Origin of the sequence: Desulfosporosinus sp. SYSU MS00001 (genome assembly GCF_049943955.1) — a bacterium.
Classification (GTDB): domain Bacteria; phylum Bacillota; class Desulfitobacteriia; order Desulfitobacteriales; family Desulfitobacteriaceae; genus Desulfosporosinus.
In genome coordinates this window covers 91,161-117,864 of record NZ_JBNFTW010000007.1, presented here as the reverse complement: position 1 = coordinate 117,864, position 26,704 = coordinate 91,161, and the positions used below count along the sequence as shown (strand labels likewise).

The window sequence follows — 26,704 nt, the reverse complement described above, 5'->3', positions numbered from 1 at the left end:
AACTCCTGCTACATAATCATTGTTGTCATACTGACTGATATGGGTTTGGAGCCTTGTCTCCATAGGACCAGGCATAAGTTTGGAAGAACTTGTCTGGCGGGTAATCTGCGCCCGTCATTGCTATGAGCACAGCATATGAACCATAGACACCAACTTGATATTTTCCGGTTAGAACCATATGAACGCCCCTGAAATACTCTTTGATGGCGGAGACATATCCATTAGCTGGGCTTCAAAGTCAACCGTGAAATAAATACATACTCCTCTTGGCACTCCTAAGGCTTGAGCCTTTGCAAGAGCGTATTGTGCATCAAATACCCCTCGCAAATAATTAAAGTAGCTCGCCTTAGTGGGATCTAGCTCTAAGATAAGCCACAAAGCCATGCCTGCGTCTAGGATCGACTTTACTTCTGCAGCAGTTATACCATAGTTACCTCCAAGATAACGTCCAATTGCCTTTACACCTGCATTCTTAAGGGCTTGCACATTCGCTAGGGTTAACTTTGTCGCGCAATCAATACCATTCATTTTTCTTCTGCTTTCTCCTGAAGTTGCTGAAAAATACTTTAAATTTTGGCGGCATTCTAAGACCAATCTTTCCAGTCGAAATAATCTCCTTCGACATCTCCATAAATATACATATCCAGAGTATCTGGGCTAGTAGTAGATTGCTTTAATTCCCACATGGGTTTACTGTTTTTCAATTGTTTCACCTCCCCTCAACGATTTCTAATAGATTGCGTGAGAACTCTTTCATCGCTCCACCCTCTATGAGCTCTTTGGGCCAACACTGTGGTATCAATTCCAATTCTTTCGGCCCACTGTGCCATTGTCAAAGATGCTCCATTATAATCAATCACCCTATTATTTTTCTTGTTATTACATTGTTGCTTTTGAGTAATCCACCGACAATTTTCTGGGCAATAATTGCCATTCACATCAATTCTATCGATAGACAATTCTTCAGAATATCATTAGATAACGCCCATTGTTTAAATGCTTCAAAATCGTCTTTCCATTCATCACAAACGGAAATACCTCGTCCCCCATAATATGCATATCTTGTAGAATTAGAGTTTCCGGTTCTATGACGAATTGATTTCCAAATTCTATACAACCTTGTATTGCCGTCACCATAATTGTTCTGATGGCTTCGATTCCAAGCAGATGTCATTTCTCTATTTAGACATCCACAACTTGATGTTTTCCCTGTTCTTAAACTAGTTCCGCAAACAATAACAACTTCACCGCAATCACATTCGCATTGCCACATCGCTTTATTATGAATGTCATTAGGAGCTCTAACCCTAACAGTTAGACGACCGAATTTATGTCCCGTTATGTCAACAAACTTACCCAAAGCAATCACTCCCCGCCTAAAGACTTTAATACCTCATCAAGGGTTGCGTAGTTCTTGGTGATAAAATGCGCATTAGCCCATGGTTCGTCAATAACCGTCTCTCCGCAGACCTTACGAATATCGTTGATACAGAAGGCTCCTGATCCTATGATCTTGTCTATTGCGCTTGAAACACTGAGTAAGTCAACATGCTTGATTGACTTAGTATCAATTTGCAGGTATGTCCCTTTCAAAAACTCAGCTTTCCCAATGCGTTTTCGGATAATTTCCTCAGACAACATATCCGTTAACGGGTCCATGCAAAACGTGAGTAGTTGGTCAACTGCGTCCGAGGTACCCTGCACATCACCACGGAGCAACGCCGGGGGAATTCCAAATCACTTCGCTGTAAAGTCACAAACATCGTCGATCATAGCTCGAATATCCCGCGTACCTTCATTGGAATAATTCTTTGAGCCTAGATCTAGGAAGTCCTGACCTCGCCCAAGAGGAATAACTCCATTATCCGCTTCAAGCCAAGTCTTAAATTTCTCATTAACGAGATTATCAAAGGCTTTACGCTCTTCTGTTCCAGCGACCGGGATCGTCTCGTATTTAAATTTGCCTTTGATCCCTCGCGATCTTTGGAAGTATTTCATTGAGTAGGAAATCAACTTTGAATAACTCTGATAAAGCCCATTAATAACTCGACGCATGTCTTCGTTAGAGAGCTGCCAGTACAAGACTTCACTCTGCACAAAAGAACGGTTAAATGTAAAATCGCCGACAGTAACGCCGGTGAAAACATCATCATATAAGGCATATGGTGTTCGATTAAAACTATCCGCAATAAGTAGTTCCACTTTGCTCCACAATCAGGCATTCATTGTTACGGTAAAGTTGGGATATCCATTTATGAATAAATCCACTAGAATTTTGGTTTCGATTCGGCTCGATGTACCAAAGATAATATTCATTCCCCTTGGTCTCTTTCCCGCTTAAGAATATTTTAAACTCACATTTGCATACGGCATTGCTAATCAGATTAACCGCGCTCCAAAAGGCCAGTTCGGGGATATAAATATCAGCAATTAAATATTCGTACTCACTTAAAGCACTGTTGAAATCGTCTCCGCTTAGCGGAACATTACCGCCAAGTCTATCCTTAAGCCATGTAATTAATCCCAAATCATCACCTCCTTAGCAGATAATCACCGGCAAGTCATCAAATCCTCCACCCATATCCTCAAGCTCATTTTCAATACACATAGAATGAACCACGGCCATCCATGGGTCTGTCTTCCGGCTTTTCGCTTCAATCTTGGCATAATAATAATTCCCGGTATCTGTTCCCTCTTCACGACCGCGCCTGACCTTCTTCGTATTCCATGCGGCCCATCGAAGCGGCGGATAGTCTCCCCATATGAACTGTTGATTTGTAAATACGCTCATTGTTCATTTTATAAAGCAATGGGCAAAGACCAATTTATTTAATCGTTCCCTTTAAGACGTCTTCCGCCAACCGCAAATCATCGTCCAGTACTCCATCACGAACATAACCATTCTTTATGATCTTAAAAATTCGACTATGCTTACGCTTACCGAAACCGGACTGGAACACGCCGATAGTTTTTGCATTCTCGTATTCATGTTCTTCGTCAAAAATCAAACACGCCGAACGCTTACCATCTTTGGTACGGGCATTCGACGTGTTGAATTTAATATAGGACCTGGTATTGAGGTTTGTAATCTCAATCTTGGACTTATGAATGAATGAAGGTTGTTAGCGTCGATAAGACTTTGTATCCATTGACCAACTTCATCTTGATTGTTGATATTCAAATCTATGTCCCCTCGTAACACTTCTTGGACATACTGAATAGCATGTATTAGAAATCCATCTTGCACTTATGAAAGTCTAGAAATAAAGGAGTGAACTATTTGATTATAACAGCGTTAATAGTCATTATCGTCTTATTACTGATTATCATTGGAGAACTGCTTAGGCTTATAAGATTATCCAAACCACCTCATCCACCTTGCCCACCTCATCCATGCCTCTAAGATTATTTAGGAAACATTAGCCTAGGTTTAAGCCTAGGCTTTTTACATGAGCCCTTGAATCCCCTTATTCTTCCGCATCATCCAATCAATCGCCTTAAACCTCTCGGTCTCGGCATACAACTCATCAAGGATATAACGAACAGAACAACTCTCATTCTTCCAGTTCATACAGTTCCCGCAGTTAGGATTCAGCCCAGCCTTCCTGGGTTCAAATCCTACGCATGTGAAAGCTGGTTTCGTCAACCCAATCACCACCTTATAGAAATAGAAAAAGAGCCAATTGCTTAGCTCCTTTTGGAAAAAATACCACATTTATTCATTTTGCTACTTGACATTCGCATAGTATTATGGTATTATATTTAACAGAAGGGAGGTGAAAAAGTGAAAGACTTACTTAAAATCTTAGTCCTGATCCTGACAACCTGCAAGCTAATACAGGAACTAAGAAAAAAGTAAGCCCCACGGGGAGGAGAAATCCTCCCCCACCACTTACAATATTATACCACAACCACTGGGAATTTATGAATCTGATCAAAATAATCCTAATCGCTTTAGTTATCCTCAACATCATTGACGGAGACTTTATCAACCCAAGCATTTTGGACGTCGTTAAACTTGTCTTACTGATTGTTTGCTTCGTCCTAACGTTCATAGTTGAAAGAAGGGAATCTTAATGTATCATTTTGAAACCAAAGAAGAATTAACAAAATATCTTGCTGAAGAAATCATTAACACTGCCGAAGCTGTTGAAATCCTTGGATGCACCCGGCAAAACATTGACGATCTTGTTAAACGTAAGAAACTCGTTCCTATTAAGGTTTTTCCACGTGATCGAATCTTTTTTAAAAGTGATGTAATATCCAGGAAAGATTTATCAGAGGTTGAAAAGCCCAATTAATAGCTAATCATTAAGATCAAGAAAGAAGAATCGGTATGCAACTCAAGAAAATAAGATTAGACAAAGGATTAAGTATTCCTAAGCTATCAGAAGTCTCCGGGATTCCCGTCAGAACTTTGGAGGATATCGAAAGGCGTGGGGACTGTAGAGTCTCCACTGCCCTAAAACTTGCGCAGACATTAGAAGTTAGTATGGATGAATTATGCCGGCCAGGAGACGAATAAACTCCTGGCTTCTTTTTGTGCAATAGAAAAGCGCCCCTCTCGGAACGCCCTCTTTATATCATGTTACCATGAATAGCTAACAATAGAATGCGTGCTTTATGCCAAATAACTGCCAAATATTTAGTAATGATAACCACAATCTTTTATTTGTGTTATTAAATCTTTTTTTACAAATATCCTTTTATGATCCCTTTGATAAATCCCTAAAAAACAAACTAGTTGTTTGTTTTCACCTAATAAATATCCTGTTACTTCGTTCAAGTTCTGATTTTCATAAAATGCGATTTTCTGAAGTCTAACATTTTCTATTGACTTAACACATAAATGAGTTCCAAGGCATAGTAATGTAATGATATAAAAAATAACTATAATTCCCATTACGGAATAATCTATAGGAACTTTTTTCAATACTAATATACAATTCAAAAAAGATATTATTGATACCAAATAAAAACCGCATTTAGTCTTACACAATACCTTAGCATCAGAAGATGGTCCGCTTGAAAGAAATTTTTTTCGATATTTTATTGTTATCTCAGACATAAATAAATATATCATCATTACAATTATAACCGATATCAAAATAATTAAGCTTATTATTGGATGGAGTAATATTAAATCTACCGTTGTAATTTTTAGAATTATTGCGGCAAATGCGAAAGTCATTAGCCATATACCCGCATAGGTCTTTCCTTCATCTATTAGATCCATAGTACTTGATATTGTAACCAGTTCTCTTGTAGGAACAGCAATTGCTAAACCACCAGCTGCGATTAATACAGATAACAATGCAATAATTCCAGCAATTTGTTTAATTATTTCCAAAATCTCACCTCTAATTATTATTGTTTTAGATATTCGACAGTGTATTTATTCATCCTTCTATAAGTAACTAAATAATTATCTTCACCACTCTAACTCCTCAAAACTAATCTGCTCCCTCTTCACATACCCAAACAACTGTGCAGCCACAACAATCAATTCATCTTTGAGTCTGTAATAAGACCTCAAAGATATCCCAATTTCCCCAGCTATCCAAAAATCCTTATTAAACCTCTGCATATACTTGAGCACAATTAATTTTCTTTCCGTAGATCCCAGAGAATCAATAATCATATCTACCTCACGGATCTTAAGTCTTAAATCCCTGATTTCAATTTCAAGCTCTAATCTCCTCTCAGCATATCCCCCGGTTTGATTACTTGTACTTCCAATAGAACGGCCAGGACTTAGACTAAGCTGAGCCGTGTTGCTCGGAAATTCAATCTCAAGCTGTACAATAAGTATTTGTAAACGAAGTTTATCCTGCGTGTAAGTCATGAACCGGCGGATCGTTTGTCGGTACCATAACGGCTTTACACGCTTTTTCTTTTCTGATGTTACAATTTCAGCCTCGCCCAAGCCCTTTCCCTCCCTATTTTTTGAGTGAATACAGGACTTCTCCTTACCTCATAGAATAAAACATTACAAGGGAAAACGTAGAAAGGATGAATTAATACGGAAAATACATTCTTAATCTTTTTCATTGGATTAGCCGTGTTTATTGCAGTCATCAACTCTGTAAGACGCAGGCCAGACTCGTATCGTAACTTCGATACCTCGAATAACTCAGACTTTGTTTTTTGGGGTTCTGATGATGCTAATCATTCTCACCACCATGGACATGTTGATCACGGCGGGTTTTCAGATTTCTCTCATGGCGATTCTAGCTCTTGTGATTCAGGTGACTCTGGCGGAGGTTGCGATGGAGGCGGATGCGGTGGGTGCGACTAAAGAAAAGTTTCATATCTCCAGAAGAACATTCTCCTCACTCACATACTTGGATCCACTGAGCCAGACCTCTTGACAACCGTATTCCTCACGGCAAAATCTTGACCAACTTCCCACTCGCGAAAAATCCTAAACCAATCTTCTACATCCATACAAATTTTCCACTTCTCACGATTTCGGCGGAACGCTACAATTGGCATTTCGCCTTCTTTAGCATCCCTGCGACTTTGAATCATTGCCTCTTCAACATTCCGTTTTTCAACCCGTTTAACTTCAATATGAATCCCAGGGAGCCCAACGACTTCTTCCCCCTCGATCCCACTAAACTGTTGACCTCGCCTGCAGCTATATCCTTGATCTCGGCAGAGACGGGAAAACTCGCGCTCGCCTTCTGCTCCTTTTGCTCGACTGTTTATCATTGGGCCATCTTCATCTCCTGTTCACGTTCGGCATCATAGATAGTCATTTGGTAATCTGCTTTTCTTACGGCCTCAGCAAACTTCTCGATTCCATAATCCCAAAGCCCATGGCGATGAATGACATCTGAAAACTCCTCAACGTCGTGTTCACGAATATACCAGCTGTCGGGATCGCTTTTCTTGGCCCATTCCTTTCGAATAACTTTTCCTGTTTCCGGATTAATAACTTCCATTCCGGTTTTACGCTGAATGTGGCATAGTTCATGATCAACCAAAGCCTCAAGCCTGTCCATGGACCAATTTTCAAGGGTTGCATCGATAATAAAAACATGAAACATCATGCCCGTTAAGAAACGTTCAAAACTTGAGCATTTCTTGCATTTGCCTGCCCAATCCACTCCACTGTCATCACGGGTGTAATATTCTATAAGTTCCTTAGCATCCCTAAGATGTGGATGGTGTTCGTCAATAAGTCTCTCAACTATATCTCGAATTCGTGGTGATTTTTCGTAACCCATTGCATATCCTCCCTTACGTATAACACTTGTCCACTGTCATTCATAAGCTACTCTGAGGTGATGAAATGACAGTGATATTACGTTGTCCCAGTTGTCAGAGTACGAACTACTTAAGCAAATGGATCAACTGTACAGCTAGAACTTTGAAAATGGGCGTTCTTTCAGCTACTAAAAATCCTGCTTTCGTCTGCCCGAAGTGCAAAAGTCAATCACACCGTTCAAATATTCAACGCATTAATCATTAAAAGTTTAACTTAGCGATTTAACCCCTGCTCCATTATTCACTTCACAAATAGAAATTGTCATACTTGTCAGAGGGTTGCCTCGGAGGTTTATCTCCGGGGTCTTTATTTCGCTTGACTTTTCTGTTTCGCTGTAATCAATGCCAGCCTCACGGTTTAAAATCATAGTTTGCTCATCGATCCGGGAAGGTATATCGTCCTGCTGTTTTTTAGGAGCTTTAATCGCTCAGCAACGATTTTTTTAAAGGCATCAATCGACTTGCCATCAAGGGCGGTTTTAAGCCTTTGGAGTTCTGGATCAGAATTCAGGATTTCCTCATCCGAGAGCCCTCCAGCCATTTCCATAAGCAGTTTTCTACGCTTGTCCCAGGGGAAATATTTATCATTATTAAAGAAATATGGATCGGTTAGTAATCGAAATAGATCATCTTGGATGATGCCTGCAATTCTGGCCAGATATTCCTTTTGGTTCATGGATTCATCGTCTATCCAGTAACTTGTGGTATGTCCTGTCAGTTCTTTTTCAAGGGCTCCGTGTTTTTTCGTCCATTTCTCGGCATAAAGGCGCTTGAACTTAATCGACTTACTGTTAACCAAGAGTGCAACCTCGACAACATGGTCAATGCCATGGATCGGCTCGTTCGTGCCAGGCTGGAATGTTTCAATGTCAAACCCACCTTTACCCTCAGTTCGATTTTGACCATCCTTGCCTGCCAGGCACCATAGACATGCGTCTCTAAGGGTTGACTTTCCCTTGCCGTTTCTGGCAAAGATAAATGCATTTTTATCCTGGGTATCAAGGGTAAACTCTCTTATTCCTTTGAAATTCTTTATCTCCATTTTGGAGAGTAATATTTGTTTCATTCTCTTCTTATCTTTAAACAACTACCTTAATCGGCACATAAGCCCCGCAATTTGGCCGGGATGTACAGTAATCTCAATTTAGGAAACACGCTTCTTCACCACATACCAGTATGGCTAGACCTTCGCAATTTTCTTTCCAAGGCTGAGCGCAACTTAGGCACTTACAAGGTTGCTTGGCTTTCGTCCGAGAGTTTCGAGTTTTCCTGTTTGGCATAACAGAATTTTTAATTGTCATACCAAACACCTCTCAACATGATAATTACAAATACGCTTAGCCGCCGATCCTCTGCATTCGTTATAACAGTGATAAACTGTAGAGGGCAAATCAAGATGGCAATCCCCAAGGAATTTGCATTTAAAGCAAAGACAGTTTTTGCAATAAGGGCCAAGTTCAATTAAGGGAAAGGAGACTAACGGTTAAATTTTTGAGGAATCCATGTTACAATCTTGGTGAGAATATTGTTTAGCGGTCTCTGTTGGCGCAGAGGCCTTTTTTGTGTTCATGACGGCCATTTTTTCTTCCATCATCTTCTCTAATGCAACCCATTCTAGCGGAAATACTACTTTTCCGTCTAAGGCATGAACCACACAAAAATCACTTTCATCCGTTATTCGGACCTCGGGGAAGAGTTTTTTCTGAAGAGTAACGTACGAATAAACTTCGTTAGCGTCCTTAAGATCAACTGGCGGGCAATACTGCCCGTCTTTCTCTATGAAACAATAGCCCTTAAACATCCTTTCACTCCCTCTTTAAGCCAAATGGCCTAATAATCGTTGGATTGACACCAATATGACCAATCCTTTGCGTATCAAGATAGTCGACGATAACTTCAGCCTCTTTCTCATTAGTGCGAACAGAATTACTGATCCGCATAAACTCAGAGAACTTTTTTCGTTCCTGGCGCTTCTTCCATTCATCGCGGTAGAACTTAAGCTTACAGTGAATCAAGTTGCAGATTGACTTAGTGATCTTTTTAATCATCGTCTCCCTCCTTTTCCCTTTCTTTTGTTCCTTCTGGACATATACCGTTCATAGCGGCTTTGTTTCGTTTTGGTTGTTTGAGTAACGGATCTAGATGAGTACCAATAACCTTCTGGGCCTAGAACCCAAAGAGCGCCACATAAGCATTTTGTCTTGACTTCAGCATCTGGGAATTCCATGGGTAGACCACAGTAACATGTTTGGGATGCTTGCTTGAGTACCCTGGGGCTTACCTCCTTAAGCAATGACTCCGACTATCAAGAGAATGCGTTGAGCTTTTAAATAGCGCCTGAAGTCCGAAATGCTACCGCGAAAGCTGTCAGATCGGCACTCTGCAGAACCAACAGTTATTTGGGCATCCACGAGACGTAATTACATAACCTTTCTTGATATACATTCCTGGGATAAAATCCCCGCCTGGAGCGTCGAAGGCTGGTCCGCCAATCTTCACCGGTAACCCTGCTGCCTCCCATTGTTTAGCTAACCATTCTGCCTTAGGAACGTCATAGGTGAACGCCACCGAAATGTGAACTTCATCTATGTCCGGTATGAACATTGGAGGGCAATCATAGAAAGCTAGTTCATCGTTTGGGGTTGCTTTGGTGATTCGCGGGAATACACGTGCTACTTTTATCTTTCTCACCTCACTTTCGCTAAATATTTACAGGATAATTCCTTTTTTGCGTCGAAGTTGATATTAGACAAGCCAATCCATACAGGAAGGAGATGAAATCAATGAGTCTGATAGGCAACAATCTGTCCGATCCAATTGAACAAGATGAAAAAGGAAAACATGTTTATAAACAGGATTGTCATAATATCAATATCTGCAAGTCCTATGGGGAAATCAGCTTTGCATGTTTAGCAGGAGCTATCGCGAATACAAGGTGCTCATTAGGGGAAAAGATGCGGATAAGAGTATTGAATGACTCTAACCCAAACGCTACCTACAAGCCAAAGAAACCTAAACCCGAGAAACCAGATTAAGTCGCAAATTTAGACTGCATGATAATAAGTTCAGCACTTTTTAATATCGAGATTGCTCCGTTGAAGGTAAGTTGTTCTTGACAGAGAACGCTTACAAAATTTGAAGCAATCTCTTCTTTTTTTATACATACATTAATTCGTAAGTATAAAACCAACACCCCCTTCACCATTGCCGAACATCTAGGTGTTCATATCCGATATGCTGATCTTGGTGAACATACGCGTGGGATTTATTATAGTAAGCTCAGACGACGATTTATCGTGATTAACTCTAGCCTTAATAATCATTGGCAGCGCTTCATATGTGCTCACGAGCTGGCGCATGATAGGCTCCATAGAGGATTGAACCGATTTTTTATAGATGAATATTCATTTTTAAATGCCGATAAATTCGAAAGTCAAGCAAACAAATTCGCTGTTCAATTGCTTTTATTCAATGGAGATATAAACTCAGGCGAGACTATTGAGCAGTTTTTCCTTAAAAATAAAGTTCCAATTGAAATGACAAGATACTACTCATAAATGCATTAGAAAATAGAAATTTGCAGAACCCATCTGCGCCTATATTTTTTTACCCTTTTTATAGAACTTATGTTCTATAAAGCTAGAAAGGAGGCCAATTCAATGAATAGAATTATCCGTGCAGCATCTTATACCCGATATAGCAGTGACAACCAACGTGAGAAATCTATCGCGGCTCAAGAAAGAGCCATCGAAGAATACTGCAACAAAAAAGGCTATGTATTGGTCAAAAGATATGCCGATGAGGCCAAGAGTGCTACAACGGATAATCGTTCTAACTTCCAATGCATGATTGAAGAAAGTATGTTAGGGGCTTACGAGGTGTTGATTGTCCACAAGCTAGATCGTTTCGCAAGGAATCGATATGACTCAGCACATTACAAAAGAAAGCTAAAACTTAATGGGATCAGGTTAGAAAGCGTTTTAGAACAATTGGACAATTCCCCTGAGTCTGTTATTCTTGAATCTGTTCTAGAAGGCATGGCTGAATACTATAGCTAAAACCTCGCTCGTGAAGTTCGAAAAGGACTCAAGGAAAATGCGATAAATGCAACCCATAACGGCGGGCGTCCGGCTTATGGACTTAAGGTTAACCCGGAAACGCGTATGTATGAGATCGACGAAAAGAGATATAAGGCAGTTCAAATGTATTTTGAAGGCCTTGATGCTGGCTTAACGCGAGCTGAGATCGCTCGAAGGATAAATCACGCTGGATTTAGAACCTCCACGGGTGATGAGTTTAAGATTACAAGTTTTGATACGTGGGCGGCTAATCCCAAATACAAGGGAGATTATGCGTGGAATGTTAGCTCCTCCAAGGACGAATCAGGCAAAAGAAATACCCATCTAAAAAAACCTATTGAAGAGCAAATTATACTTAAAGGTGTTATCCCGGCTATCATGCCAGAGGATCTCTGGGAAAGGGTGAACGCAAAATTGAAGAAAAGAGAAAGCAATAGCGAAAAGGCCCGATTGAGGGCGAAAGAAGTATATCTTCTAAGCGGCTTAGTTTTCTGTTCTCAATGCGGTAGTCAAATATCTGGGGAATCTTATACAAGTCGTGGTAGAAAATATGCTTATTATAAATGCTCGGGTAAATGCGAAAACAAAGGAATTCCCAAAAAACTTCTAGAGAATGTTATCATTGAAAAATTAATTGATATTTGTTTTTCTCCTGAAGCAATCCAGCGAATCGTAGAAAAAGTTAAAAAGTTATATCGAGAAAAACAAGGCGAAGTATCTAATGATGCTACTCCAATTAAAGAGGAAATTACCGCTCTTGATTCTAAGATAAATAACTGGATCGATGTTATTGGGGATGGTATTCTTGATCGAAATATCTTGGCGTCAAAAATAAAAGAAGCCAATGATAAGAAGGATTTCCTTGCTTCTCAGTTGGCTCAAATTGAAGTTATTCAGCGAACTCCAGAAATTGATGATGCGGCAATTATAAAAGTCCTGGAAAATAGAAAAACCGACCTTCTGTCTGATAATCCAAAAGATCAAAAGGCGGTCATTCAGGAATATGTTGATATTATTAAAGTCTTCTTTTTCTCTGAAGATAAAAAGCTTGACATTAACATTAAAGTCAAGTTCGATATGTTAGGTGTGCCATTGGTGGAAGCGAGGGGAATTGCACCCCTGTATCGAAGAGCAACCACAAAAGCGTCTACGCGTTTAGCCTTTATTTTAAACTTCGCCGGTCATAACTCCTAAAGGCAAGGATTCATTTCAGGCTAGCTCGATGATCTTAGCTAATGTCTCCGAGCATTGACATTAGAGCGTCCTACTAATTTGACACCCTGACCCTTCACCGTAGGTCAGAAGGCAGGATGCTAGCGGCACTTAGGCAGCTAGAGCGAAATTATCTTCGTTAACTATTTGTGTCCACCGTTTAACGAGACCAGGTGGAATCTCGACGCGCAACCTTTGCTATCGCTTCCCCGAGCGAGTCTAAAACGCCCCCGTTTGAATGTTACTTGCACAGTATAACACATTTAAGCTTAATTCCAAGCTAAAGATTTATGGTTTTAAAACATTTTTATACCAATTAAACCATTTCATTTAAAAATATAATTATAAAGATTACTTTAAGCCCTATAAATTACGATACAAAATAAATAAGAATTAAAGATAAACGATTAATCTCAATTATGTAAAGAATCAGGTAAACAAAACATATTTTAAGTTTCTCAACCATTATTTAACGGAGAACAACCGTAGGCAGTTTACTTTAAAAATTAAGACCTTTACTACAAGTAGAGCTTAAACTCAAAAGAATACGTATCCAGAATAGGATAACAAAATCTTAAGGGTTTTTTCGCCTGTGATTCTTCCAAGGCATCTTAATTATTCGCTAGAACTACTATCACGGAAATCCTTTAACTATAGGTAGAAACCTTTAAGAGCTTCAATCAATTTCTGCATGGCTGAGATATCCTTAATAGCAACTCTGATAAAATCCCCCTTCAAACCGGCAAAATTGCGGCAATCGCGTACAAGAATTCCTCTCATCCCAAGATAAGGGATTAATTCAGAAATGGAAGAGTCTAGAACCTCAATCAACGCAAAATTCACTGTCGAGAGATAAATCCGCAGATAAGGGAAACAAGCCGCTTCAAATTCGTGATAAAAATAGGATCGGCTTTCTTCGATCTTATTTCGTACTTCTTCCGAATACTTCTGATCCTTAAGTGCTGAAATCCCGGCTTTTTGAGCAAGGGTATTAACCGACCAGGGATCGCGAAAGCCTTCAAATTGGGCTAACAATGATCGATCAGCAAATGCAGCCCCTAAACGCAATCCGGGGATGCTGTAGAACTTTGTTAAGGAATATAAAACAATGAGATGTTTATAGTTGGTCAAATAAGTGCGAGCAGAGGTATACTGCCCAGATGGTAGAAAATCAAAAAAGGACTCATCGAAGAGAATTTTACAATCAATCTCTGCGCACAGCTTAAGGATTCGTGCAAAGTGTTCCAGTTGCAAGACACTTCCGGTAGGATTATGAGGAGAACATAGAAATAATAGATCACAGTCCTTTAACGTTTCGGACCATTGTTCTTCAGTGAATTGACAGCCGTTCCAGCCTTCTGCTCCCAAAGTGATATAACACACCTCAGCTCCCACCGATCGAGCTGCTCGTTCGTATTCACTAAAGGTTGGCAGCGGGATAGCTACTTTGCGGGGCTTAAGGGCATTTACGATAGTAAAGATTAATTCCCCGGCACCGTTACCGACCATTATTTCCTCAAGAGGAAGCTCTAAATGACTTGCAAGGGCTGTTCTCAAGGCCAAACATTCTGGATCGGGATAACTTACAATTTCCCTTAGACCTTCTTTTAGTGACTCCCATACGCCTTGTGGAGGTCCAAAGGGGTTAATATTTGCCGACAAATCTATAAAGTCATGTGAACCATAGTTTTCCTGAGCTTTTCTAAGATTACCGCCGTGCACGATGATGTCACCCCGCATTTTCTGTATACTTTAGATTCTTGGTTATAATTCCTCCAGGATGGCTGTTAAAGACATCGAGATAAACAGGATTGAATCGTTGCTGAACTTCACGCTGCAGATGGCTGCGAAGTGCCCGATCAACGGATTCCGAGGCTGGGAAAACTCCGGCCAGCAACGTTCCGCTGTGAGCTGTTACCACGCCTAAGCCACCGTTTTGCAGAACCCAATCAAGAAACGGTTTAAATTGAGGTTTGGGATTTATCTCAAGATTGCATTGAGCACTTATTGTCCCGGATACAGCTAATTTTTCGATATCCCCCTGCTCAATTCCTTCCAAAGCTAATCTGTAGGCTCTTTGAATCGTACCTTCAAAGCGACGGTAATGTTCTCCGAGTCCCGGACGGGCATTAAAGGCTTTAGTATCGATTGAACCGCCCCAATCCAGAGCTAGAAACAAAGCGGGTATGGAAGATCCCAGAAAGCGATAGTTATGTCTTTGAACATGTTCAAGGGCAGTAATACCGGGAAACATCACACTGTCACTTGGCTCTATGCGCAAAGCTAATTTCATCACGTGCTCAGGAGCAGGATTTTGATCTAAGGCCAGTAAAAGAGCTGCGGCAGCAGCTGAAATATCAGCCGTTGAACTGGCCATTCCTTTCCCTTCCGGAAGCTGCTGAAGAAATTCGACTTGTCCACCTAACGTTTGCAAGCCCAAATCTTCCTTGAGCAATTCCAATACCTGAAGAACTTTCGTTTTTTGTATAGGGAGATCCCATTGGCCGCTAAGCGGGTTAAGGGTCACTTTGATCTCCGCAAAGCGATCGACAGGACAATCGACAAGAAATGGGACTCCATCGTGAGCCCCTTGCACCCATTCCCCGCATGTTCCCGGACACCGGGCTAAACCGACAGAGAAATTCATTAATATTCAATCCCCCTACGACTGTGTACCCCTTGAGCGAAAGGATGTTTAATTGAGTTTAAGTCCCACCAGGAATCTACCCAAGGTTCTATTGCTTCGGGCATTCCCCTGCCGGTTAGAATCCAGCGCATTTGAGTGTTAGCTGAAATAAGTTCCTGCAGTCGATTGAAGTTTAAAAAGCCTTTATTAAGAGCATGACTGACTTCATCTAAAATAATGAGATCATAGCAATTACTTTTAGCTTCTTTAATAACATAATCGCAGGCCATATTGACAAGTCCATTGGCGATCTCCGGGTCGCGATTTTGGCGAAAGCATTCACCACATCCTGTACAATGTTTCAGTCCGGTGCGAATCATTCCTGACCAACGACATCCTACACCGAACTGAACAAGAGGAATTCCCAACCGATTAAGAGCCATAAGCTCGCCGCTATACGTACTCCCCTTTAGAAATTGCACCATGAGAACCTTTTTACCTTCGGAATAGGCTAATAATGCGTCCCCGATCGCAGATGTAGTTTTCCCTTTGCCCTGACCCGTGTAGACTGTAATCATTTTTATCATCCCCTCCGTTGAGAGGTAAACCAATGCTGCATTAATTCAGGCTGTCCGGCAAAGTTGAGATGAAGGTAAGAAGCCATAAGATTATCCCGCACATATCCCTCCAGGCGATCCGGTTGTTCTCCTTTAAACAGTTCGTAAACTGTCGGAACTTCTGATTCGTAGGTAACTCGTGAGTAATGAAATTCATGACCCTGAACCACGGTTCCCCTGGGTCCAAGAAAATTATCTTCTCTGAAAACGCCTCTGCGATAACCTATACCTTGCAAGCGTTTTGTCATTTCTGCTTTCATGGGAATGAGACCGGCCATAGGGAGTTCTGTTCCTTCAAAACTTGTGATCGATTTCCCCAGGTACATATAGCCGCCGCACTCCGCATAAATGGGTTTCCCGCTTGCCGCAAAGCTGCGCAGGGAGTTAAGAAAGGGAATATTATCACTCAACTCTTGGAGATGCAGCTCGGGGAAACCACCTCCGAGAAAGAGCCCATCCAGGTCGTCCGGCAGAGCCTGATCATGCAATGGGCTAAAGGGTATAAGAGAACAGTTCAGGCCTTCGGCAAGGTCCAAAGCATCCTGGTAATAAAACAAGAAAGCCTCATCCCAAGCTAACCCTAAACGAAATTTATGGTCGGATACCTTCAAGTCCAAGTGACCCTTACGATTTGCGTATCCAAATTCGCCCTTATCCTGATTACTATTCTTAATCGTGCCGATATGGTTTAAGGCATCGATACCACGATTAAATCCAAAGGATAACTTATCTTTGTAATTATTAATGTCAGCTTGAATGGTTTCTGGAAAATCAGGAGCTTGCAGCATAATTTTTTCGATCTGCTCAAGATCAAGGTACTTTTGCATAAATTCGGAGAGGGACTCAATGAATCCTTCCAGCAAGCCACCTTCTCCAACAGGAATTAATCCCAAATGCCGCTCCGGCAGGTGAAGTGATGTTTCTTTGGGTAGGACTCCAAGTACAGGGATTTCAACTTCTAAAAGGGCCTCTCGAATTATTTTTTCCTGGGCCGGTGACTTAACACGATTCAGAATGACACCTTGAAGACTCACCTCAGGATCATAGGTTTTGAATCCATGCACCAAAGCTGCTGCGCTTCGGGACATGGAAGAAGCATCAATAATCAGTATTATCGGAGCTTTGAGGAGTTTCGCCACATCGGCGGTACTTCCAAAACCGGCGGTTCCGCTCATACCGTCGAACATTCCCATGACACCTTCGATCACTGCCCAGCGTTCCTGTGAACTTTGCAGAAAAACGGAAGGAAGACGGTCTCCCAGAAGCCAGCGGTCAAGATTGCGTGATGGTCTCCCGGTCGCAGCCGCATGATAACTGGGATCAATATAATCGGGGCCGATCTTATACCCTTGAATCGGACGCTGGCGTTTACTTAACGCTGCCATTAATCCTGTAGCCAGAGTAGTTTTGCCCACGCCGCTGTGTGTACCTGCCAGGACTATGCGAGGAATCTTCACGTCGCCGCCCCCTTTATGTTTAATTCTAAGAACTATTATAGTTCATGAAATTTAATTGCTGAATGACATCACTTGTCCTCTAGCATATTGGAGTAAATGTTAGGATTAACATTCCAAAAAGGATCTTTTCAGAAAGCCAACTGGATAAATTCCATCTTGATAGATCTTGATAAATCTTTATAAAAATGAATCCAAGCAAATTAGATGAGCTTAATGAAGGGCTTAAACAACTGTTCATCCGAACTTTGATTCGCACTTTGATCAGAAACTAACTGCTAATATTTCCGTTACCGTAACCAATAAGCTAAACCCAGTGCCGGAAGCAAGGACAACCAAGTCGCTGATCTGATAAGCTTTTGACAAAGGATAATGTCTTTAAAGTTCGAATCATGCAAGACATCCCCCATTTCTGCCCGGTGGTGCGGGCGGCCGTGATAGATATTGATGCCGCCAAGCTGTACTCCCAATAATCCGGCCACAATGCTTTCCGGGTTTCCGCCATTAGGGCTCGGATGGCCTGAGGCATCTCGCCGCCAGATTTTAAAGGCCCGTCTGACGGGAAGTCTCTGGAACCATCCTGATAAGAGCAGGAAGAAAACAGATAAACGTGCGGGGATATAATTGGCCCAATCATCTGTGCGGGCAGAAAACCAGCCGAAATCTTCATACTGTTCATTGCGGTATCCAACCATAGAATCCAAGGTACTGACCGCTTTAAAAGCCATTGCCAGAGGAGCCCCCCCCAGTGCCGCGTAGAAAAGCGGTGAGAGAATCCCATCGACGAAGTTTTCAGCCAGTGTTTCCAGCGTACCCCGAACAATGTCCTTTTCACTGAGATTGGATGTATCCCGGCTGACAAACCAAGACAGTTTGACTCGTGCCTCTTCCATCTTGCCTTGCTCTAAGGGGCTTAGAACACTTTGTCCCGCATCTGGGAGAGATTTGCCGGCCAGTGTTGTAAAAATAAAATAGGCGCTGATAACGAAGCCCAGCAGAGGATGGATTGCCTTTGCTCCATAAATAATGACCCATGTCACTAGATAGCTCCCGCTTACAACTAAAACTGTGAGCAAAACACCCTTTTTCCGCCTTGAGTTTCCAGGTCCATGATTAAGCTTTCCTTCTAAAAAAGCTATAATTTTGCCGATCATCACCACCGGATGAGGCCAGTTTGGCGGGTCACCAATCATTTGATCGCAAACAAAACCGAGAAAAACGGTAAGCGTGAGATAAGGAATTTCTGTCATCATCCTTCTCCTAGCTATTTCCTTTAGGGGATGATTGTTCAACTGGTGTCAATCCCATAATCCTGCGAATACGTTCAAGATCAACGCTTTGACGCACGAGATCTGCTAATTCATTGAAAGCCGATTCCCTCAGGGCTGCCTGAGACTCAGTCGCTGCGCAGGGGCGCGTGCGGTCTTTGCGCTGCCAAAGCCAATTCAGAAGAGACGTTCTTAAATGATCATTGTCAAAGATCCCGTGTAAATATGTTCCGTACCCATTCCTTGACTGTAATCCGTCGTCATATGATACCCCGTTAGACGTTAACTCAAAAAGCGGTTCCTGACCTTCATCGGGTATGGAACGTCCCATATGAATCTCATAACCTGCTACAGACTCTCCGGTACAACCTTGAAAAAAGCTCCTTGTGGATTGGATGTTTCCTTTACTTTGGACCGTATGTTTTTGAGGATAAAATTCAGTGACCATGGGGAGAATTCCCAGTCCGGGCACTTCTTCCAAATCGGATTCCGTATGGAGAGGGTCCTTCACCAAACGCCCCATCATTTGGTAGCCTCCGCAGATCCCGATGATGGGAAGATCCTCTTGCCAATCCTTATAGATCTGATTTCCTAGGCCGCTTTCGTGTAAAAAGCGCAAATCTGCGAGGGTGTTTTTACTGCCGGGAATAATGATTAAATCCGGACGGCCTAAATTGCCAAGTTCCGTAACATAACGGACGGAAACATCAGACTCGTCCTGCAAGGCATCAAAATCAGTGAAGTTAGAAATATAGGGCAAGCGAATAACTGCAATATCCAACTGATCAGCGGTGGACATGTGAGGCTTTTCCGCTGCCTCACTGATGGCTACGGAATCTTCATCGGGAATGCGTATTTTAAAATAAGGAACGACGCCGACTACAGGTATCCCTGTTCTTTCTTCAATGAAATCTAAGGCCGGCTGGAGAAGAGCCAGTTCCCCCCGAAATTTATTGAAAATAATTCCCTTAATCAAAGCCCGTTCTTCCGGTTCTATTAATTCTAAGGTCCCCACCACAGAGGCCAAAGCTCCGCCGCGGTCGATGTCAGCTACTAGCAGGACAGGGGCCTTCGCCTCCATGGCTACGCGCATGTTCACGATATCATTGGATTTAAGGTTTACTTCCGCCGGGCTCCCTGCCCCTTCGATGACAACGATTTCATAGTCATTGAGCAATTCATGCAGAGCCTTTTGGGCATGAGGCCAGGTCAAACGCTGGTATTCCCCATGATAGCGCAGAGCTGTCACATTCCCTTGGGATACTCCCATAATGACAACTTGAGAACCTTTGGGTCCGCTGGGTTTCAATAAAATCGGATTCATGCGTACATCGGGATCGACTCCAGCCGCTTGGGCCTGAACCACCTGCGCCCGGCCCATTTCTCCCCCAGCTGCGGTGACAAAGGAATTAAGCGCCATATTTTGGGCTTTAAAGGGACTCACCCGATAACCTTCTTGATAAAAGATCCGGCAGAAAGCGGCCGCTAACACGCTTTTTCCCACACTGGAGGAGGTTCCTTGGACCATGAGCCTGGCCGCTGTTTGTTTCTCTGGAGACATATCCTCACCCTCTTTTCTAAGGTGGTGTTTATTTCACGTTATCCCATTAACCTACCGTAAAGCAGTATAAATTAAGGCATTAACCACGGTTGCCGCCAGAGGGCTTCCCCCGCGGGTTCCGAGAACAGTTATTGAAGGAATTTCTTGGTGCTGCCAAAGCAAATCTTTAGATTCCTTGGCACCGACAAAGCCAACTGGAATGCCAATGATTAAAGCCGGACGCGTTTCGGGATTCTCAGCAAGACGAAGCACCTCCAACAGGGCTGTAGGAGCATTGCCGATTGCAACTATCGCTCCCTGCAATCGTTCGGGATGCATCCGAAAGGCGGTCATGGAACGAGTGATTCCCCATTCTTTGGCTTGTTGGGCAATTTCAGGTGCATTCAGATAACACTCAACGCTTCCGCCTAAAGATTTGAGTTTCTCTTTTGCTATTCCGGCACGTACCATTTCTACGTCCGTGATAACTCTTGCTCCGGTTTTTATAGCTCGAAGCCCGCAGTCAATGGCTTGAGGATGGATGGCAATATCCTGTTCCAACGATGGATCACCACTGGTATGAATTAAGCGTTCGACGACGGGATACTCTTTTTCCAGCCAGTTGCGGGTGAGACCGGAGCGAATGATACTCATGCTTTTTGCTTCAATTTGTTGGGGATCCAAAATAAACTCTGTCATCCAATAGCCTCCTTGATGCGTTCAGAGGCCAAGCCGGCAATACCGTCATCTGCTCCTAATTCTCTGGTATAGACGATCTCTACATCAGGATGTTGTTCGCGAAGTTCGCGAAGTTCTTCGTGAATATCGACGGTGACATGAATCCCGCGAAAGAGAAACAGCGGCATGATAATAATTCGGGAGGCACCTTCCTTGATCTTTTCCGCCACGGCTTCAGGAAGACTGGGCTTATCGTGAGCCATATAAGCTGGTGTAACGTGTTGGCCAAGTAATGAGCTTACTTTTTCAGCAACTACTAAAAGACCTTGATTCGCCTCAGCACGTCGGCTTCCATGTCCTAAAAGAATGATCTCAGTTTTCATAAGAGTTCCTCCATTTGTTTAAGAAATTGCGGTATTGAATGAGCCACTATTGTTTGGATTTCTGGATTATTTAAATTCGCCGGCGGCCGCTTTAATAAGACTAAAGGAATATTCAGCCTGCGGCAGGCATGGACTTTTTCCAAGGTTCCTCCAACTTTGCCGCTTTCCTTAGCAACCACAACGTCGATCTTCAACTGTTGGAACATGGCTTCGTCCCAGGCTTGAGAAAACGGCCCTTGAGCAGCAATGATCTGATTGGGCTTGAATCCTAAGGTTTCACAGCGTGTTAAAACTTGAGACGTCGGCAAGACACGAATAAAAAGGGTTTTGTTGTCAAGGCAGGACTGCGTCCTCCACTCCGGCAAAGAGTTGCTCCCGGTGGTAAGCAAGATGCGTTCCCCCAGGTCGGAGGCCTTTTGGGCAGCATCCGGGATATCCTCGGCCCAATGAATCAGAGGATGATCCTCAAGTTCCAGAGGTAAACGCTCCCAGCGCAGATAGGGTATTTTTAGTTCAGAACAAACGAATTGGGCCGTTTCCTTGACTTGTATGGCATAAGGATGGGTGGCATCAACGAGGGCTGAATAAGATCCGCTTCGTAGAAGGTCTGTAAGCTGCTTGGCATTTATTGCTCCAGAACGGGCGTCCAGCCCGGATTCTGCGGCTAAATCTGCGCCGTAAGCAGTTAGTGTCGATACTAAAACCTCATGTCCCCGAGTCTTTAAGGTTTCAGCCAGGTTACGTCCATCCTCCGTTCCTGCCAGGAGAAATAGCTTCACAGTTTATAACCTCGAGGAGTAACCATGTAAGGTCCCACAATACGGGTTTGAGAGTTTCCAACGATAACCGTTGTCAGCATATCGATGGGATGATTGGTAAATTCACCAAGGTTCGTAATCAGGACACTGGATTCGTCACCCCGTAAGGCTTCTCGAACAAGGCCGACGGGAGTATCCGGTCGGCGATATTGCAAGAGGATTTCCCGGACTGTTTCAATGTGTTGGGTACGGCCTTGACTTTTCGGATTATAAATTGCAAAAATGAAATCCCCTTCAGCTGCTAAACGAACTCGTTTTTCAATGACTTCCCAAGGGGTAAGCAAATCACTTAAACTGATTACAGCAAAATCATGCATTAACGGTGCACCAAGCATGGAGGCTGCAGCCGAGGCCGCCGTAACTCCTGGGATAATCTCCAGAGGCAGGTCCAAAAGCCCAGCCTGTTCCATACATTCAATGATAATTCCGGCCATCCCGTAGACTCCGGCATCACCGCTGCTTACAACGGCAACGCGATGTCCTTCTCCCGCTAAGCGAATCGCTTCCCGACAGCGATCGATTTCCTGCCGCATACCTGTGGCGACGACTTGCTGATGGGTTAAGAAAGGGCGAATTAACTCAATGTAAGTTTTATAACCTACAATGTATTCGACTTCGTTTAGTACAGATTGAACCCGTGCTGTCATGTGCTCGGGGTCTCCGGGGCCAAGTCCCACGACATAGAGCTTGCTGTGCTGATCGCCACCGTGACTCCCTGTCCCTTGGTCTTGGGCAGAATCAGATGCCCCATGTGTGCTCCCAGGATACTCGCTGCTTCGCATACTCCGTCCACTCCTATCTTTTCTTTTACAAAGTTTGAGCGCGTTAAATTTTCTTGGCTATTTACTGCTTGAAGTTCATCAGCTGAAAAGGTCCGCAAGGGAACCCCGAGGGATTTCGCCGCTTCCTGCAAACCTGCTTCATCAGCTTTTAAATCGATGCTATAAAGACCGGATATGGCCTTTAATGATGCCCCAATTTGTTCCAGAGCTGAGGTAATCGCATCTAAAACCACGTTACTGGAAATTCCCCGGCGACACCCGACTCCCACACTTAAGAACGGAGGGATTAGATAAATACAATCTTTTTTAGTATTGCCGCGAGGAAAGGCATCGATAATTACGTTTGGGTTATTTTGGTATTCTTTCAGAGCTGTTTCTTGAGATATACTGAAGCTCTCAGCGACCCCAGTAATCTTAGTATCCTTAGTATTTTTAATATCCTTTATATTCTTAATGTCCTTACCGTCCTTGGCATCTATAGGATTATCCAACCCAATCATAGGTTTAGCGAATCTTCTTATACAATCCCTAAAACGATAGTGAGGATCCTCCAACCAACGTTGATCAATCGAAAAATCAACTGGTTTAAGTACATTAAGATACCCTTGTTCCAAAAGCAACCGGTTAACAGCGGGCAAATGGTCAACAGGTTCAACCTTCCACCCAAACCTTCGGGCATATTCATCAGGTGCCGTAATTCCCCGGCCGTCTGTGGCTGTAGTGATAACCGCTTGGGCTTGGAGATGCTTGGCGATTTCTCTCGCCCAGGCGTTCGCTCCCCCTAAATGACCGGAAAGCAAAGGAATTACGAAATTTCCTGCCTCGTCTAAAACCAGTACGGCGGGGTCCCGGTCCTTCCGATCGATGAGTGGGGCAATCTGCCGGACCACAATACCTGAGGCCATGATGAAGATAAGTACTGAACAATCCTGCCATAAGGTTGGGACGAGATCACCTAAATGCTGAAAGGGTTGTAAAGGGATAGTCTTGGGGATTTTTCCTGAGCTTGCTGAAAGTGCTTTTGCATGAAGACAGAAGGTCGGTTGGGCCGAACCGGGGGGAAGATTTTCCCCAATGCGCAAGGCTGTTGCCAAACCTCGATCTGTTAAAGCCAGTAACGCTATCTTCACGTCTCTTTTCCCTGTCTGAATTCATGAGTAAATGTCGGGTCATAAAGCTTAGAACGGGCATATCCTCCTGCCGGATCCAGGAAATCTCCCACAAGGATTTGAGCCTGTTTGCGGATTCCGGCAGTATTCACTTTATCTGCAATGGTTTCCAAAGTTCCAACGACAATTTCTTCATCCGGCCAGCTGGCTTTAGAAACTACTGCAATAGGAGTTGAGACAGGGTAACCTCCTTCAAGCAAGGCTTCAACAACAGCCCCCATATCTTGTACGCTTAGAAAAATCGCCATGCTGGATTGATGCTGCGCTAAATGGGTTAAAGCTTCACGGTCCGGTACGGGTGTCCGTCCAGCCAAACGGGTAAGAATCAAGGTTTGACTGATATCCGGCAAGGTGAACTCCCGTTTGACTGCCGCCGCAGCGGCAAAAACTGAGCTGACTCCCGGAACCACAGTATAAGAAATTTCTTCTTGGTCTAAGCGATCAAATTGTTCTTTGATTGCGCCGTACATGCTAGGGTCTCCCGTATGGAGACGGACAATAGTTTCCCCTCTTTTTGTTCCTTCGATCATTAAAGCGGCCACCTCTTCCAGAGTCAAAGAGGCACTGTCGTGACAAGGCGTTCCCGGCCTGCAGAGCTTAAGCAAATCCGGGTTGACTAAAGATCCGGCGTAAATGACCCGATCTGCTCTCTCCAGGGCTCGGGATCCTTTGATGGTGATCAGTTCAGGATCTCCCGGGCCTGCACCTACAAAGATAACTTCTCCCTTAGGTTTATTTTCCCTCACCGTTTTCCCTCCCTAATAAATCCTTTTTGACCAAGAGCAGGCTAAGGTAATCGATCTTATTGGTTTGGAAATCTTCCGGCTTTGGTTCCCAACAAATTTGCTCTCCGTGCTGACCTAAACGTGTAAGCAAAACGGCTTTTCTGTCTCGCTCTTGGAGAAGGTTGAGAATTTCCGGAAGCCTGCGCGAAACTTTCATCAAAACTAAATTAGGAAAATCAAGATATTGGTCAACGTCTTCCGTACTCGGCAGGACCACTAAGGGCTCATCTCCCGTGGCAAGCGGCAAATTAATTTTCGCGGCCGCGGCTGCCATAGCTGTAATACCAGGAACAGTAGTAATTAATTCGGAAGGTAATTGCTCTTGAAGAAGGTTCAGCAGGTAACTGTAAGTACTATATAAGGAAGAATCACCTAACGTAATAAAGGCAATAGATTTACCTATCTTCAGCTCATGTAAGAGCATTTCTGCTCCGTCTCGCCAGGCCTTGGCTAAAACCTGTTGATCGGACGTCATGGGCATTTCCAGTTCCAGCAAACGCACATTAGCCGGGCAGTGGACTTTGGCAATGTCCCAAGCAACACTTTCTCTTTCCATTTTTGATTTTGGAATAGCCACCAAATCTACCGTTTGCAGGACATCGACGGCTTGCAGAGTTAGAAGGCGAGGATCTCCCGGGCCAACTCCGACTCCATAAAATTTACCCCATGTTGTTGTCATAATCTTACCCCTTTTCGTGCAGATAGTATAAAGATGGGATTTAAGGCTTGGGCCATATGCAGATTGTGAACGGGCTGCCAGCGGACAGCTTGAAGAGAAACAATATCAATATCCTGATAGTCCAGTTCTGAAAGTAATTTTACTCCCTGAGACATAGTTTCAAGGGTGACGGCTGTAATGACGATCCTGCCACCTTCAAGAAGCGGCACATTTAATAAAATATCCTCCAGCCGCCCTTTACTTCCCCCAATGATACAGACATTAACTGGTGGAAGTTCCGGAAAAACATCGGGGGCGCTTCCGGGAATTAAATGAAGATTTGAAACGCCAAACTTCTGCTGATTAGCAAGAATCAAGGCTTGGGCTTCAGGATTATGCTCAATGGCATAGACAACTCCCTCCGGGACTAAACCGGCAGCTTCAATACTAATACTCCCAGTGCCTGCGCCAATGTCAACAATACTGTCAGATCTGGAGATTTGGGCTTTAGCGAGAACTTGAACTCGGATCTCCGACTTAGTCATTGGAACATTTCCCCGCAAAAATTCCTGATCCGGTATCCCTATTCGTCCTCGGAGTACGTTATTCGCCGAATTATGTGCTGAATTCTTTGCCTGATCATCTATTACCGGATCTAGCTCCGGATGCAAAATAAGAATTGCATTCTTCAAGGAGGCACCTTCTTGAGCTAGATGCCTGGCGTCCATAGTTTGCCATAGCTCTTCAGGGTAAGCTAACGCATTCCCCATTGAAATATTCGGATTTTGTCCAAGATCAATATAAAATTGGGCGACTCTTTGCGGAGTGTTCGTCCCTCCGGTTAATACTCCCGTCAGACGTCTTATTTGGGTAGGAAGTACTGATAAATCCCGTCCGTGGACACTTACAAAATCAGCCTCTTGCCAAGGGAGTCCTGCTCGGGCAAAGGCAAATTGAAGAGAACTGATTCCGGGGTAGACTTCTATTTGCTCTCCCGGAAATTCCTTTTTTAGTCTGGGCAAAAGGCTGAAAAAGCCTGGATCACCCGAGACAAGAACTCCTATCTCTTTCTCAGCCAATAAGGCCGTTCTAATGACCTCAAGGCTGGCCTTAAGGTCTCCCGTTAAACAGTGTTGACCACCCAAGAAATCAGGAAAAAGCTTGAGAGCTCTAGATCCTCCAATTAAAACCTCACAGTTCATAGCCAGATCTATAACGGCCGGCGGCAGCCATTCTGTTCTTCCGGGACCGATTCCGATTACCTTCAACATTGATTTCCCTTCTTCCGTGGTTGACTAACGTTTTGCCAAAACCTTACTTGGAACTTTGGGACAATTAAAAAAGAGCCTGAGCGGCTCGTATG

35 protein-coding genes, 1 other RNA gene and 1 pseudogene are annotated in these 26,704 nt (G+C 43.3%); 6 read left to right on the top strand and 31 right to left on the bottom strand.

The window, feature by feature from the left end:
* Nucleotides 1-25: 25 nt before the first annotated feature.
* The 8 genes from ACPUYX_RS13890 to ACPUYX_RS13855 all read right to left on the bottom strand — a co-directional run bounded on the left by ACPUYX_RS13890 (nucleotide 26) and on the right by ACPUYX_RS13855 (nucleotide 3,646).
* The gene (locus tag ACPUYX_RS13890; RefSeq protein WP_426380235.1) at nucleotides 26-178 is read right to left on the bottom strand and encodes a hypothetical protein; all 153 of its coding nucleotides are present in this window, start codon (nucleotides 176-178) and stop codon (nucleotides 26-28) included.
* A complete protein-coding gene (locus ACPUYX_RS13885; RefSeq protein WP_426380234.1) occupies nucleotides 169-528 on the bottom strand; it encodes a glycoside hydrolase domain-containing protein in 360 nt (119 codons plus the stop codon). The genes ACPUYX_RS13890 and ACPUYX_RS13885 overlap by 10 nt, the downstream gene beginning before the upstream one ends.
* Nucleotides 529-934: 406 nt before the next feature.
* Complete coding sequence (locus ACPUYX_RS13880) at nucleotides 935-1,360, bottom strand: hypothetical protein (protein WP_426380233.1); 426 nt, start codon at nucleotides 1,358-1,360, stop codon at nucleotides 935-937.
* A 5-nt stretch (nucleotides 1,361-1,365) separates the two neighbouring features.
* Complete coding sequence (locus ACPUYX_RS13875; protein WP_426380232.1) at nucleotides 1,366-1,719, bottom strand: hypothetical protein; 354 nt, start codon at nucleotides 1,717-1,719, stop codon at nucleotides 1,366-1,368.
* Between the two features lie 18 nt (nucleotides 1,720-1,737).
* Nucleotides 1,738-2,202 carry a hypothetical protein gene (locus tag ACPUYX_RS13870; protein ID WP_426380231.1) on the bottom strand — a complete coding sequence of 155 codons (465 nt, stop codon included), beginning with the start codon at nucleotides 2,200-2,202 and terminating at the stop codon, nucleotides 1,738-1,740.
* Nucleotides 2,180-2,527, bottom strand: a complete 348-nt coding sequence (locus ACPUYX_RS13865; RefSeq protein ID WP_426380230.1) for a hypothetical protein — start codon at nucleotides 2,525-2,527, stop codon at nucleotides 2,180-2,182. Before ACPUYX_RS13865 ends, ACPUYX_RS13870 begins: the two co-directional genes overlap by 23 nt.
* A gap of 12 nt (nucleotides 2,528-2,539) precedes the next feature.
* A complete protein-coding gene (locus tag ACPUYX_RS13860; RefSeq protein WP_426380229.1) occupies nucleotides 2,540-2,791 on the bottom strand; it encodes a hypothetical protein in 252 nt (83 codons plus the stop codon).
* 654 nt (nucleotides 2,792-3,445) lie between these two features.
* A complete protein-coding gene (locus ACPUYX_RS13855) occupies nucleotides 3,446-3,646 on the bottom strand; it encodes a hypothetical protein (protein ID WP_426380228.1) in 201 nt (66 codons plus the stop codon).
* A gap of 430 nt (nucleotides 3,647-4,076) precedes the next feature.
* On the opposite strand from ACPUYX_RS13855, the gene ACPUYX_RS13850 reads away from it, so the two are divergent.
* Both ACPUYX_RS13850 and ACPUYX_RS13845 read left to right on the top strand, forming a co-directional pair.
* Nucleotides 4,077-4,301, top strand: coding sequence for a DNA-binding protein (locus ACPUYX_RS13850; RefSeq protein WP_426380227.1), 225 nt, complete (start codon nucleotides 4,077-4,079; stop codon nucleotides 4,299-4,301).
* A gap of 35 nt (nucleotides 4,302-4,336) precedes the next feature.
* A complete protein-coding gene (locus ACPUYX_RS13845) occupies nucleotides 4,337-4,525 on the top strand; it encodes a helix-turn-helix domain-containing protein (RefSeq protein ID WP_426380226.1) in 189 nt (62 codons plus the stop codon).
* A 120-nt stretch (nucleotides 4,526-4,645) separates the two neighbouring features.
* On the opposite strand, the gene ACPUYX_RS13840 is transcribed toward ACPUYX_RS13845, so the two are convergent.
* The 8 genes from ACPUYX_RS13840 to ACPUYX_RS13805 form a co-directional block, all read right to left on the bottom strand.
* Complete coding sequence (locus ACPUYX_RS13840; protein ID WP_426380225.1) at nucleotides 4,646-5,350, bottom strand: hypothetical protein; 705 nt, start codon at nucleotides 5,348-5,350, stop codon at nucleotides 4,646-4,648.
* Between the two features lie 81 nt (nucleotides 5,351-5,431).
* Nucleotides 5,432-5,926, bottom strand: coding sequence for a hypothetical protein (locus ACPUYX_RS13835; RefSeq protein WP_426380224.1), 495 nt, complete (start codon nucleotides 5,924-5,926; stop codon nucleotides 5,432-5,434).
* 410 nt (nucleotides 5,927-6,336) lie between these two features.
* A complete protein-coding gene (locus ACPUYX_RS13830; RefSeq protein ID WP_426380223.1) occupies nucleotides 6,337-6,714 on the bottom strand; it encodes a hypothetical protein in 378 nt (125 codons plus the stop codon).
* Entirely contained in the window at nucleotides 6,711-7,232 is a 522-nt protein-coding gene (locus tag ACPUYX_RS13825; protein ID WP_426380222.1) for a putative metallopeptidase, read from the bottom strand. Before ACPUYX_RS13825 ends, ACPUYX_RS13830 begins: the two co-directional genes overlap by 4 nt.
* A gap of 404 nt (nucleotides 7,233-7,636) precedes the next feature.
* Nucleotides 7,637-8,338 (bottom strand): ATP-binding protein, encoded by a 702-nt coding sequence (locus ACPUYX_RS13820; protein ID WP_426380221.1) that lies wholly within the window; start codon nucleotides 8,336-8,338, stop codon nucleotides 7,637-7,639.
* Nucleotides 8,339-8,755: 417 nt separating this feature from the next.
* Entirely contained in the window at nucleotides 8,756-9,073 is a 318-nt protein-coding gene (locus tag ACPUYX_RS13815) for a hypothetical protein (protein ID WP_426380220.1), read from the bottom strand.
* A 4-nt stretch (nucleotides 9,074-9,077) separates the two neighbouring features.
* Nucleotides 9,078-9,320, bottom strand: a complete 243-nt coding sequence (locus tag ACPUYX_RS13810) for a hypothetical protein (protein WP_426380219.1) — start codon at nucleotides 9,318-9,320, stop codon at nucleotides 9,078-9,080.
* Nucleotides 9,321-9,639: 319 nt separating this feature from the next.
* Nucleotides 9,640-9,963: a hypothetical protein gene (locus tag ACPUYX_RS13805; RefSeq protein WP_426380218.1), complete on the bottom strand. Its 324-nt coding sequence runs from the start codon at nucleotides 9,961-9,963 to the stop codon at nucleotides 9,640-9,642.
* 92 nt (nucleotides 9,964-10,055) lie between these two features.
* Between ACPUYX_RS13805 and ACPUYX_RS13800 the strand changes: the two genes are divergently transcribed.
* The 4 genes and pseudogenes from ACPUYX_RS13800 to ACPUYX_RS13785 all read left to right on the top strand — a co-directional run.
* Entirely contained in the window at nucleotides 10,056-10,307 is a 252-nt protein-coding gene (locus tag ACPUYX_RS13800) for a hypothetical protein (RefSeq protein WP_426380217.1), read from the top strand.
* 108 nt (nucleotides 10,308-10,415) lie between these two features.
* Entirely contained in the window at nucleotides 10,416-10,829 is a 414-nt protein-coding gene (locus ACPUYX_RS13795) for an ImmA/IrrE family metallo-endopeptidase (RefSeq protein ID WP_426380333.1), read from the top strand.
* 102 nt (nucleotides 10,830-10,931) lie between these two features.
* Nucleotides 10,932-11,330 carry a recombinase family protein gene (locus ACPUYX_RS13790; RefSeq protein WP_426380216.1) on the top strand — a complete coding sequence of 133 codons (399 nt, stop codon included), beginning with the start codon at nucleotides 10,932-10,934 and terminating at the stop codon, nucleotides 11,328-11,330.
* Between the two features lie 105 nt (nucleotides 11,331-11,435).
* Nucleotides 11,436-11,924, top strand: a pseudogene (locus ACPUYX_RS13785) (recombinase family protein); the annotation flags it as partial.
* A 520-nt stretch (nucleotides 11,925-12,444) separates the two neighbouring features.
* On the opposite strand, the gene ssrA reads toward ACPUYX_RS13785, so the two are convergent.
* From ssrA to cbiE, 15 genes are all read right to left on the bottom strand, one after another.
* Nucleotides 12,445-12,795, bottom strand: a transfer-messenger RNA (tmRNA) gene (gene ssrA, locus ACPUYX_RS13780).
* A 419-nt stretch (nucleotides 12,796-13,214) separates the two neighbouring features.
* Nucleotides 13,215-14,285, bottom strand: coding sequence for a threonine-phosphate decarboxylase CobD (gene cobD / locus ACPUYX_RS13775; protein WP_426380215.1), 1,071 nt, complete (start codon nucleotides 14,283-14,285; stop codon nucleotides 13,215-13,217).
* A gap of 7 nt (nucleotides 14,286-14,292) precedes the next feature.
* Complete coding sequence (locus ACPUYX_RS13770) at nucleotides 14,293-15,210, bottom strand: GHMP kinase (protein ID WP_426380214.1); 918 nt, start codon at nucleotides 15,208-15,210, stop codon at nucleotides 14,293-14,295.
* Nucleotides 15,210-15,767 (bottom strand): cob(I)yrinic acid a,c-diamide adenosyltransferase, encoded by a 558-nt coding sequence (locus tag ACPUYX_RS13765; RefSeq protein WP_426380213.1) that lies wholly within the window; start codon nucleotides 15,765-15,767, stop codon nucleotides 15,210-15,212. The genes ACPUYX_RS13770 and ACPUYX_RS13765 overlap by 1 nt, the downstream gene beginning before the upstream one ends.
* 5 nt (nucleotides 15,768-15,772) lie before the next feature.
* The gene (locus ACPUYX_RS13760) at nucleotides 15,773-17,263 is read right to left on the bottom strand and encodes a cobyrinate a,c-diamide synthase (RefSeq protein WP_426380212.1); all 1,491 of its coding nucleotides are present in this window, start codon (nucleotides 17,261-17,263) and stop codon (nucleotides 15,773-15,775) included.
* 287 nt (nucleotides 17,264-17,550) lie between these two features.
* Nucleotides 17,551-18,510 carry an adenosylcobinamide-phosphate synthase CbiB gene (gene cbiB, locus ACPUYX_RS13755; protein ID WP_426380211.1) on the bottom strand — a complete coding sequence of 320 codons (960 nt, stop codon included), beginning with the start codon at nucleotides 18,508-18,510 and terminating at the stop codon, nucleotides 17,551-17,553.
* 10 nt (nucleotides 18,511-18,520) lie between these two features.
* Nucleotides 18,521-20,089, bottom strand: coding sequence for a cobyric acid synthase (locus ACPUYX_RS13750; RefSeq protein ID WP_426380210.1), 1,569 nt, complete (start codon nucleotides 20,087-20,089; stop codon nucleotides 18,521-18,523).
* A 51-nt stretch (nucleotides 20,090-20,140) separates the two neighbouring features.
* A complete protein-coding gene (locus tag ACPUYX_RS13745; RefSeq protein ID WP_426380209.1) occupies nucleotides 20,141-20,767 on the bottom strand; it encodes a precorrin-8X methylmutase in 627 nt (208 codons plus the stop codon).
* Nucleotides 20,764-21,129 carry a sirohydrochlorin chelatase gene (locus tag ACPUYX_RS13740; protein ID WP_426380208.1) on the bottom strand — a complete coding sequence of 122 codons (366 nt, stop codon included), beginning with the start codon at nucleotides 21,127-21,129 and terminating at the stop codon, nucleotides 20,764-20,766. Before ACPUYX_RS13740 ends, ACPUYX_RS13745 begins: the two co-directional genes overlap by 4 nt.
* Entirely contained in the window at nucleotides 21,126-21,908 is a 783-nt protein-coding gene (cobK, locus tag ACPUYX_RS13735; RefSeq protein WP_426380207.1) for a precorrin-6A reductase, read from the bottom strand. The genes ACPUYX_RS13740 and cobK overlap by 4 nt, the downstream gene beginning before the upstream one ends.
* Entirely contained in the window at nucleotides 21,905-22,594 is a 690-nt protein-coding gene (gene cobJ, locus ACPUYX_RS13730; RefSeq protein WP_426380206.1) for a precorrin-3B C(17)-methyltransferase, read from the bottom strand. The genes cobK and cobJ overlap by 4 nt, the downstream gene beginning before the upstream one ends.
* Entirely contained in the window at nucleotides 22,591-23,859 is a 1,269-nt protein-coding gene (locus tag ACPUYX_RS13725; RefSeq protein ID WP_426380205.1) for a cobalt-precorrin 5A hydrolase, read from the bottom strand. Before ACPUYX_RS13725 ends, cobJ begins: the two co-directional genes overlap by 4 nt.
* The gene (gene cobM / locus ACPUYX_RS13720; protein WP_426380204.1) at nucleotides 23,856-24,644 is read right to left on the bottom strand and encodes a precorrin-4 C(11)-methyltransferase; all 789 of its coding nucleotides are present in this window, start codon (nucleotides 24,642-24,644) and stop codon (nucleotides 23,856-23,858) included. Before cobM ends, ACPUYX_RS13725 begins: the two co-directional genes overlap by 4 nt.
* Nucleotides 24,631-25,362 carry a precorrin-2 C(20)-methyltransferase gene (gene cobI, locus ACPUYX_RS13715; protein ID WP_426380203.1) on the bottom strand — a complete coding sequence of 244 codons (732 nt, stop codon included), beginning with the start codon at nucleotides 25,360-25,362 and terminating at the stop codon, nucleotides 24,631-24,633. The genes cobM and cobI overlap by 14 nt, the downstream gene beginning before the upstream one ends.
* Nucleotides 25,359-26,612 carry a precorrin-6y C5,15-methyltransferase (decarboxylating) subunit CbiE gene (gene cbiE, locus ACPUYX_RS13710; RefSeq protein ID WP_426380202.1) on the bottom strand — a complete coding sequence of 418 codons (1,254 nt, stop codon included), beginning with the start codon at nucleotides 26,610-26,612 and terminating at the stop codon, nucleotides 25,359-25,361. The genes cobI and cbiE overlap by 4 nt, the downstream gene beginning before the upstream one ends.
* Nucleotides 26,613-26,704 lie beyond the last annotated feature (92 nt).

Excerpts from the sequence above, each read along its gene's own strand:
- ACPUYX_RS13890 (WP_426380235.1), bottom strand. The coding sequence starts at position 178 with ATGGTTCTAACCGGAAAATATCAAGTTGGTGTCTATGGTTCATATGCT.
- ACPUYX_RS13885 (WP_426380234.1), bottom strand. The coding sequence starts at position 528 with ATGAATGGTATTGATTGCGCGACAAAGTTAACCCTAGCGAATGTGCAA.
- ACPUYX_RS13860 (WP_426380229.1), bottom strand. The coding sequence starts at position 2,791 with ATGAGCGTATTTACAAATCAACAGTTCATATGGGGAGACTATCCGCCG.
- ACPUYX_RS13850 (WP_426380227.1), top strand. The coding sequence starts at position 4,077 with ATGTATCATTTTGAAACCAAAGAAGAATTAACAAAATATCTTGCTGAA.
- ACPUYX_RS13845 (WP_426380226.1), top strand. The coding sequence starts at position 4,337 with ATGCAACTCAAGAAAATAAGATTAGACAAAGGATTAAGTATTCCTAAG.
- ACPUYX_RS13830 (WP_426380223.1), bottom strand. The coding sequence starts at position 6,714 with ATGATAAACAGTCGAGCAAAAGGAGCAGAAGGCGAGCGCGAGTTTTCC.
- ACPUYX_RS13825 (WP_426380222.1), bottom strand. The coding sequence starts at position 7,232 with ATGGGTTACGAAAAATCACCACGAATTCGAGATATAGTTGAGAGACTT.
- ACPUYX_RS13820 (WP_426380221.1), bottom strand. The coding sequence starts at position 8,338 with ATGAAACAAATATTACTCTCCAAAATGGAGATAAAGAATTTCAAAGGA.
- ACPUYX_RS13815 (WP_426380220.1), bottom strand. The coding sequence starts at position 9,073 with ATGTTTAAGGGCTATTGTTTCATAGAGAAAGACGGGCAGTATTGCCCG.
- ACPUYX_RS13810 (WP_426380219.1), bottom strand. The coding sequence starts at position 9,320 with ATGATTAAAAAGATCACTAAGTCAATCTGCAACTTGATTCACTGTAAG.
- ACPUYX_RS13800 (WP_426380217.1), top strand. The coding sequence starts at position 10,056 with ATGAGTCTGATAGGCAACAATCTGTCCGATCCAATTGAACAAGATGAA.
- ACPUYX_RS13790 (WP_426380216.1), top strand. The coding sequence starts at position 10,932 with ATGAATAGAATTATCCGTGCAGCATCTTATACCCGATATAGCAGTGAC.
- ACPUYX_RS13770 (WP_426380214.1), bottom strand. The coding sequence starts at position 15,210 with ATGAATTTCTCTGTCGGTTTAGCCCGGTGTCCGGGAACATGCGGGGAA.
- ACPUYX_RS13765 (WP_426380213.1), bottom strand. The coding sequence starts at position 15,767 with ATGATTACAGTCTACACGGGTCAGGGCAAAGGGAAAACTACATCTGCG.
- cbiB (WP_426380211.1), bottom strand. The coding sequence starts at position 18,510 with ATGACAGAAATTCCTTATCTCACGCTTACCGTTTTTCTCGGTTTTGTT.
- ACPUYX_RS13750 (WP_426380210.1), bottom strand. The coding sequence starts at position 20,089 with ATGTCTCCAGAGAAACAAACAGCGGCCAGGCTCATGGTCCAAGGAACC.
- ACPUYX_RS13745 (WP_426380209.1), bottom strand. The coding sequence starts at position 20,767 with ATGACAGAGTTTATTTTGGATCCCCAACAAATTGAAGCAAAAAGCATG.
- ACPUYX_RS13740 (WP_426380208.1), bottom strand. The coding sequence starts at position 21,129 with ATGAAAACTGAGATCATTCTTTTAGGACATGGAAGCCGACGTGCTGAG.
- cobJ (WP_426380206.1), bottom strand. The coding sequence starts at position 22,594 with ATGACAGCACGGGTTCAATCTGTACTAAACGAAGTCGAATACATTGTA.
- cobI (WP_426380203.1), bottom strand. The coding sequence starts at position 25,362 with ATGACAACAACATGGGGTAAATTTTATGGAGTCGGAGTTGGCCCGGGA.
- cbiE (WP_426380202.1), bottom strand. The coding sequence starts at position 26,612 with ATGTTGAAGGTAATCGGAATCGGTCCCGGAAGAACAGAATGGCTGCCG.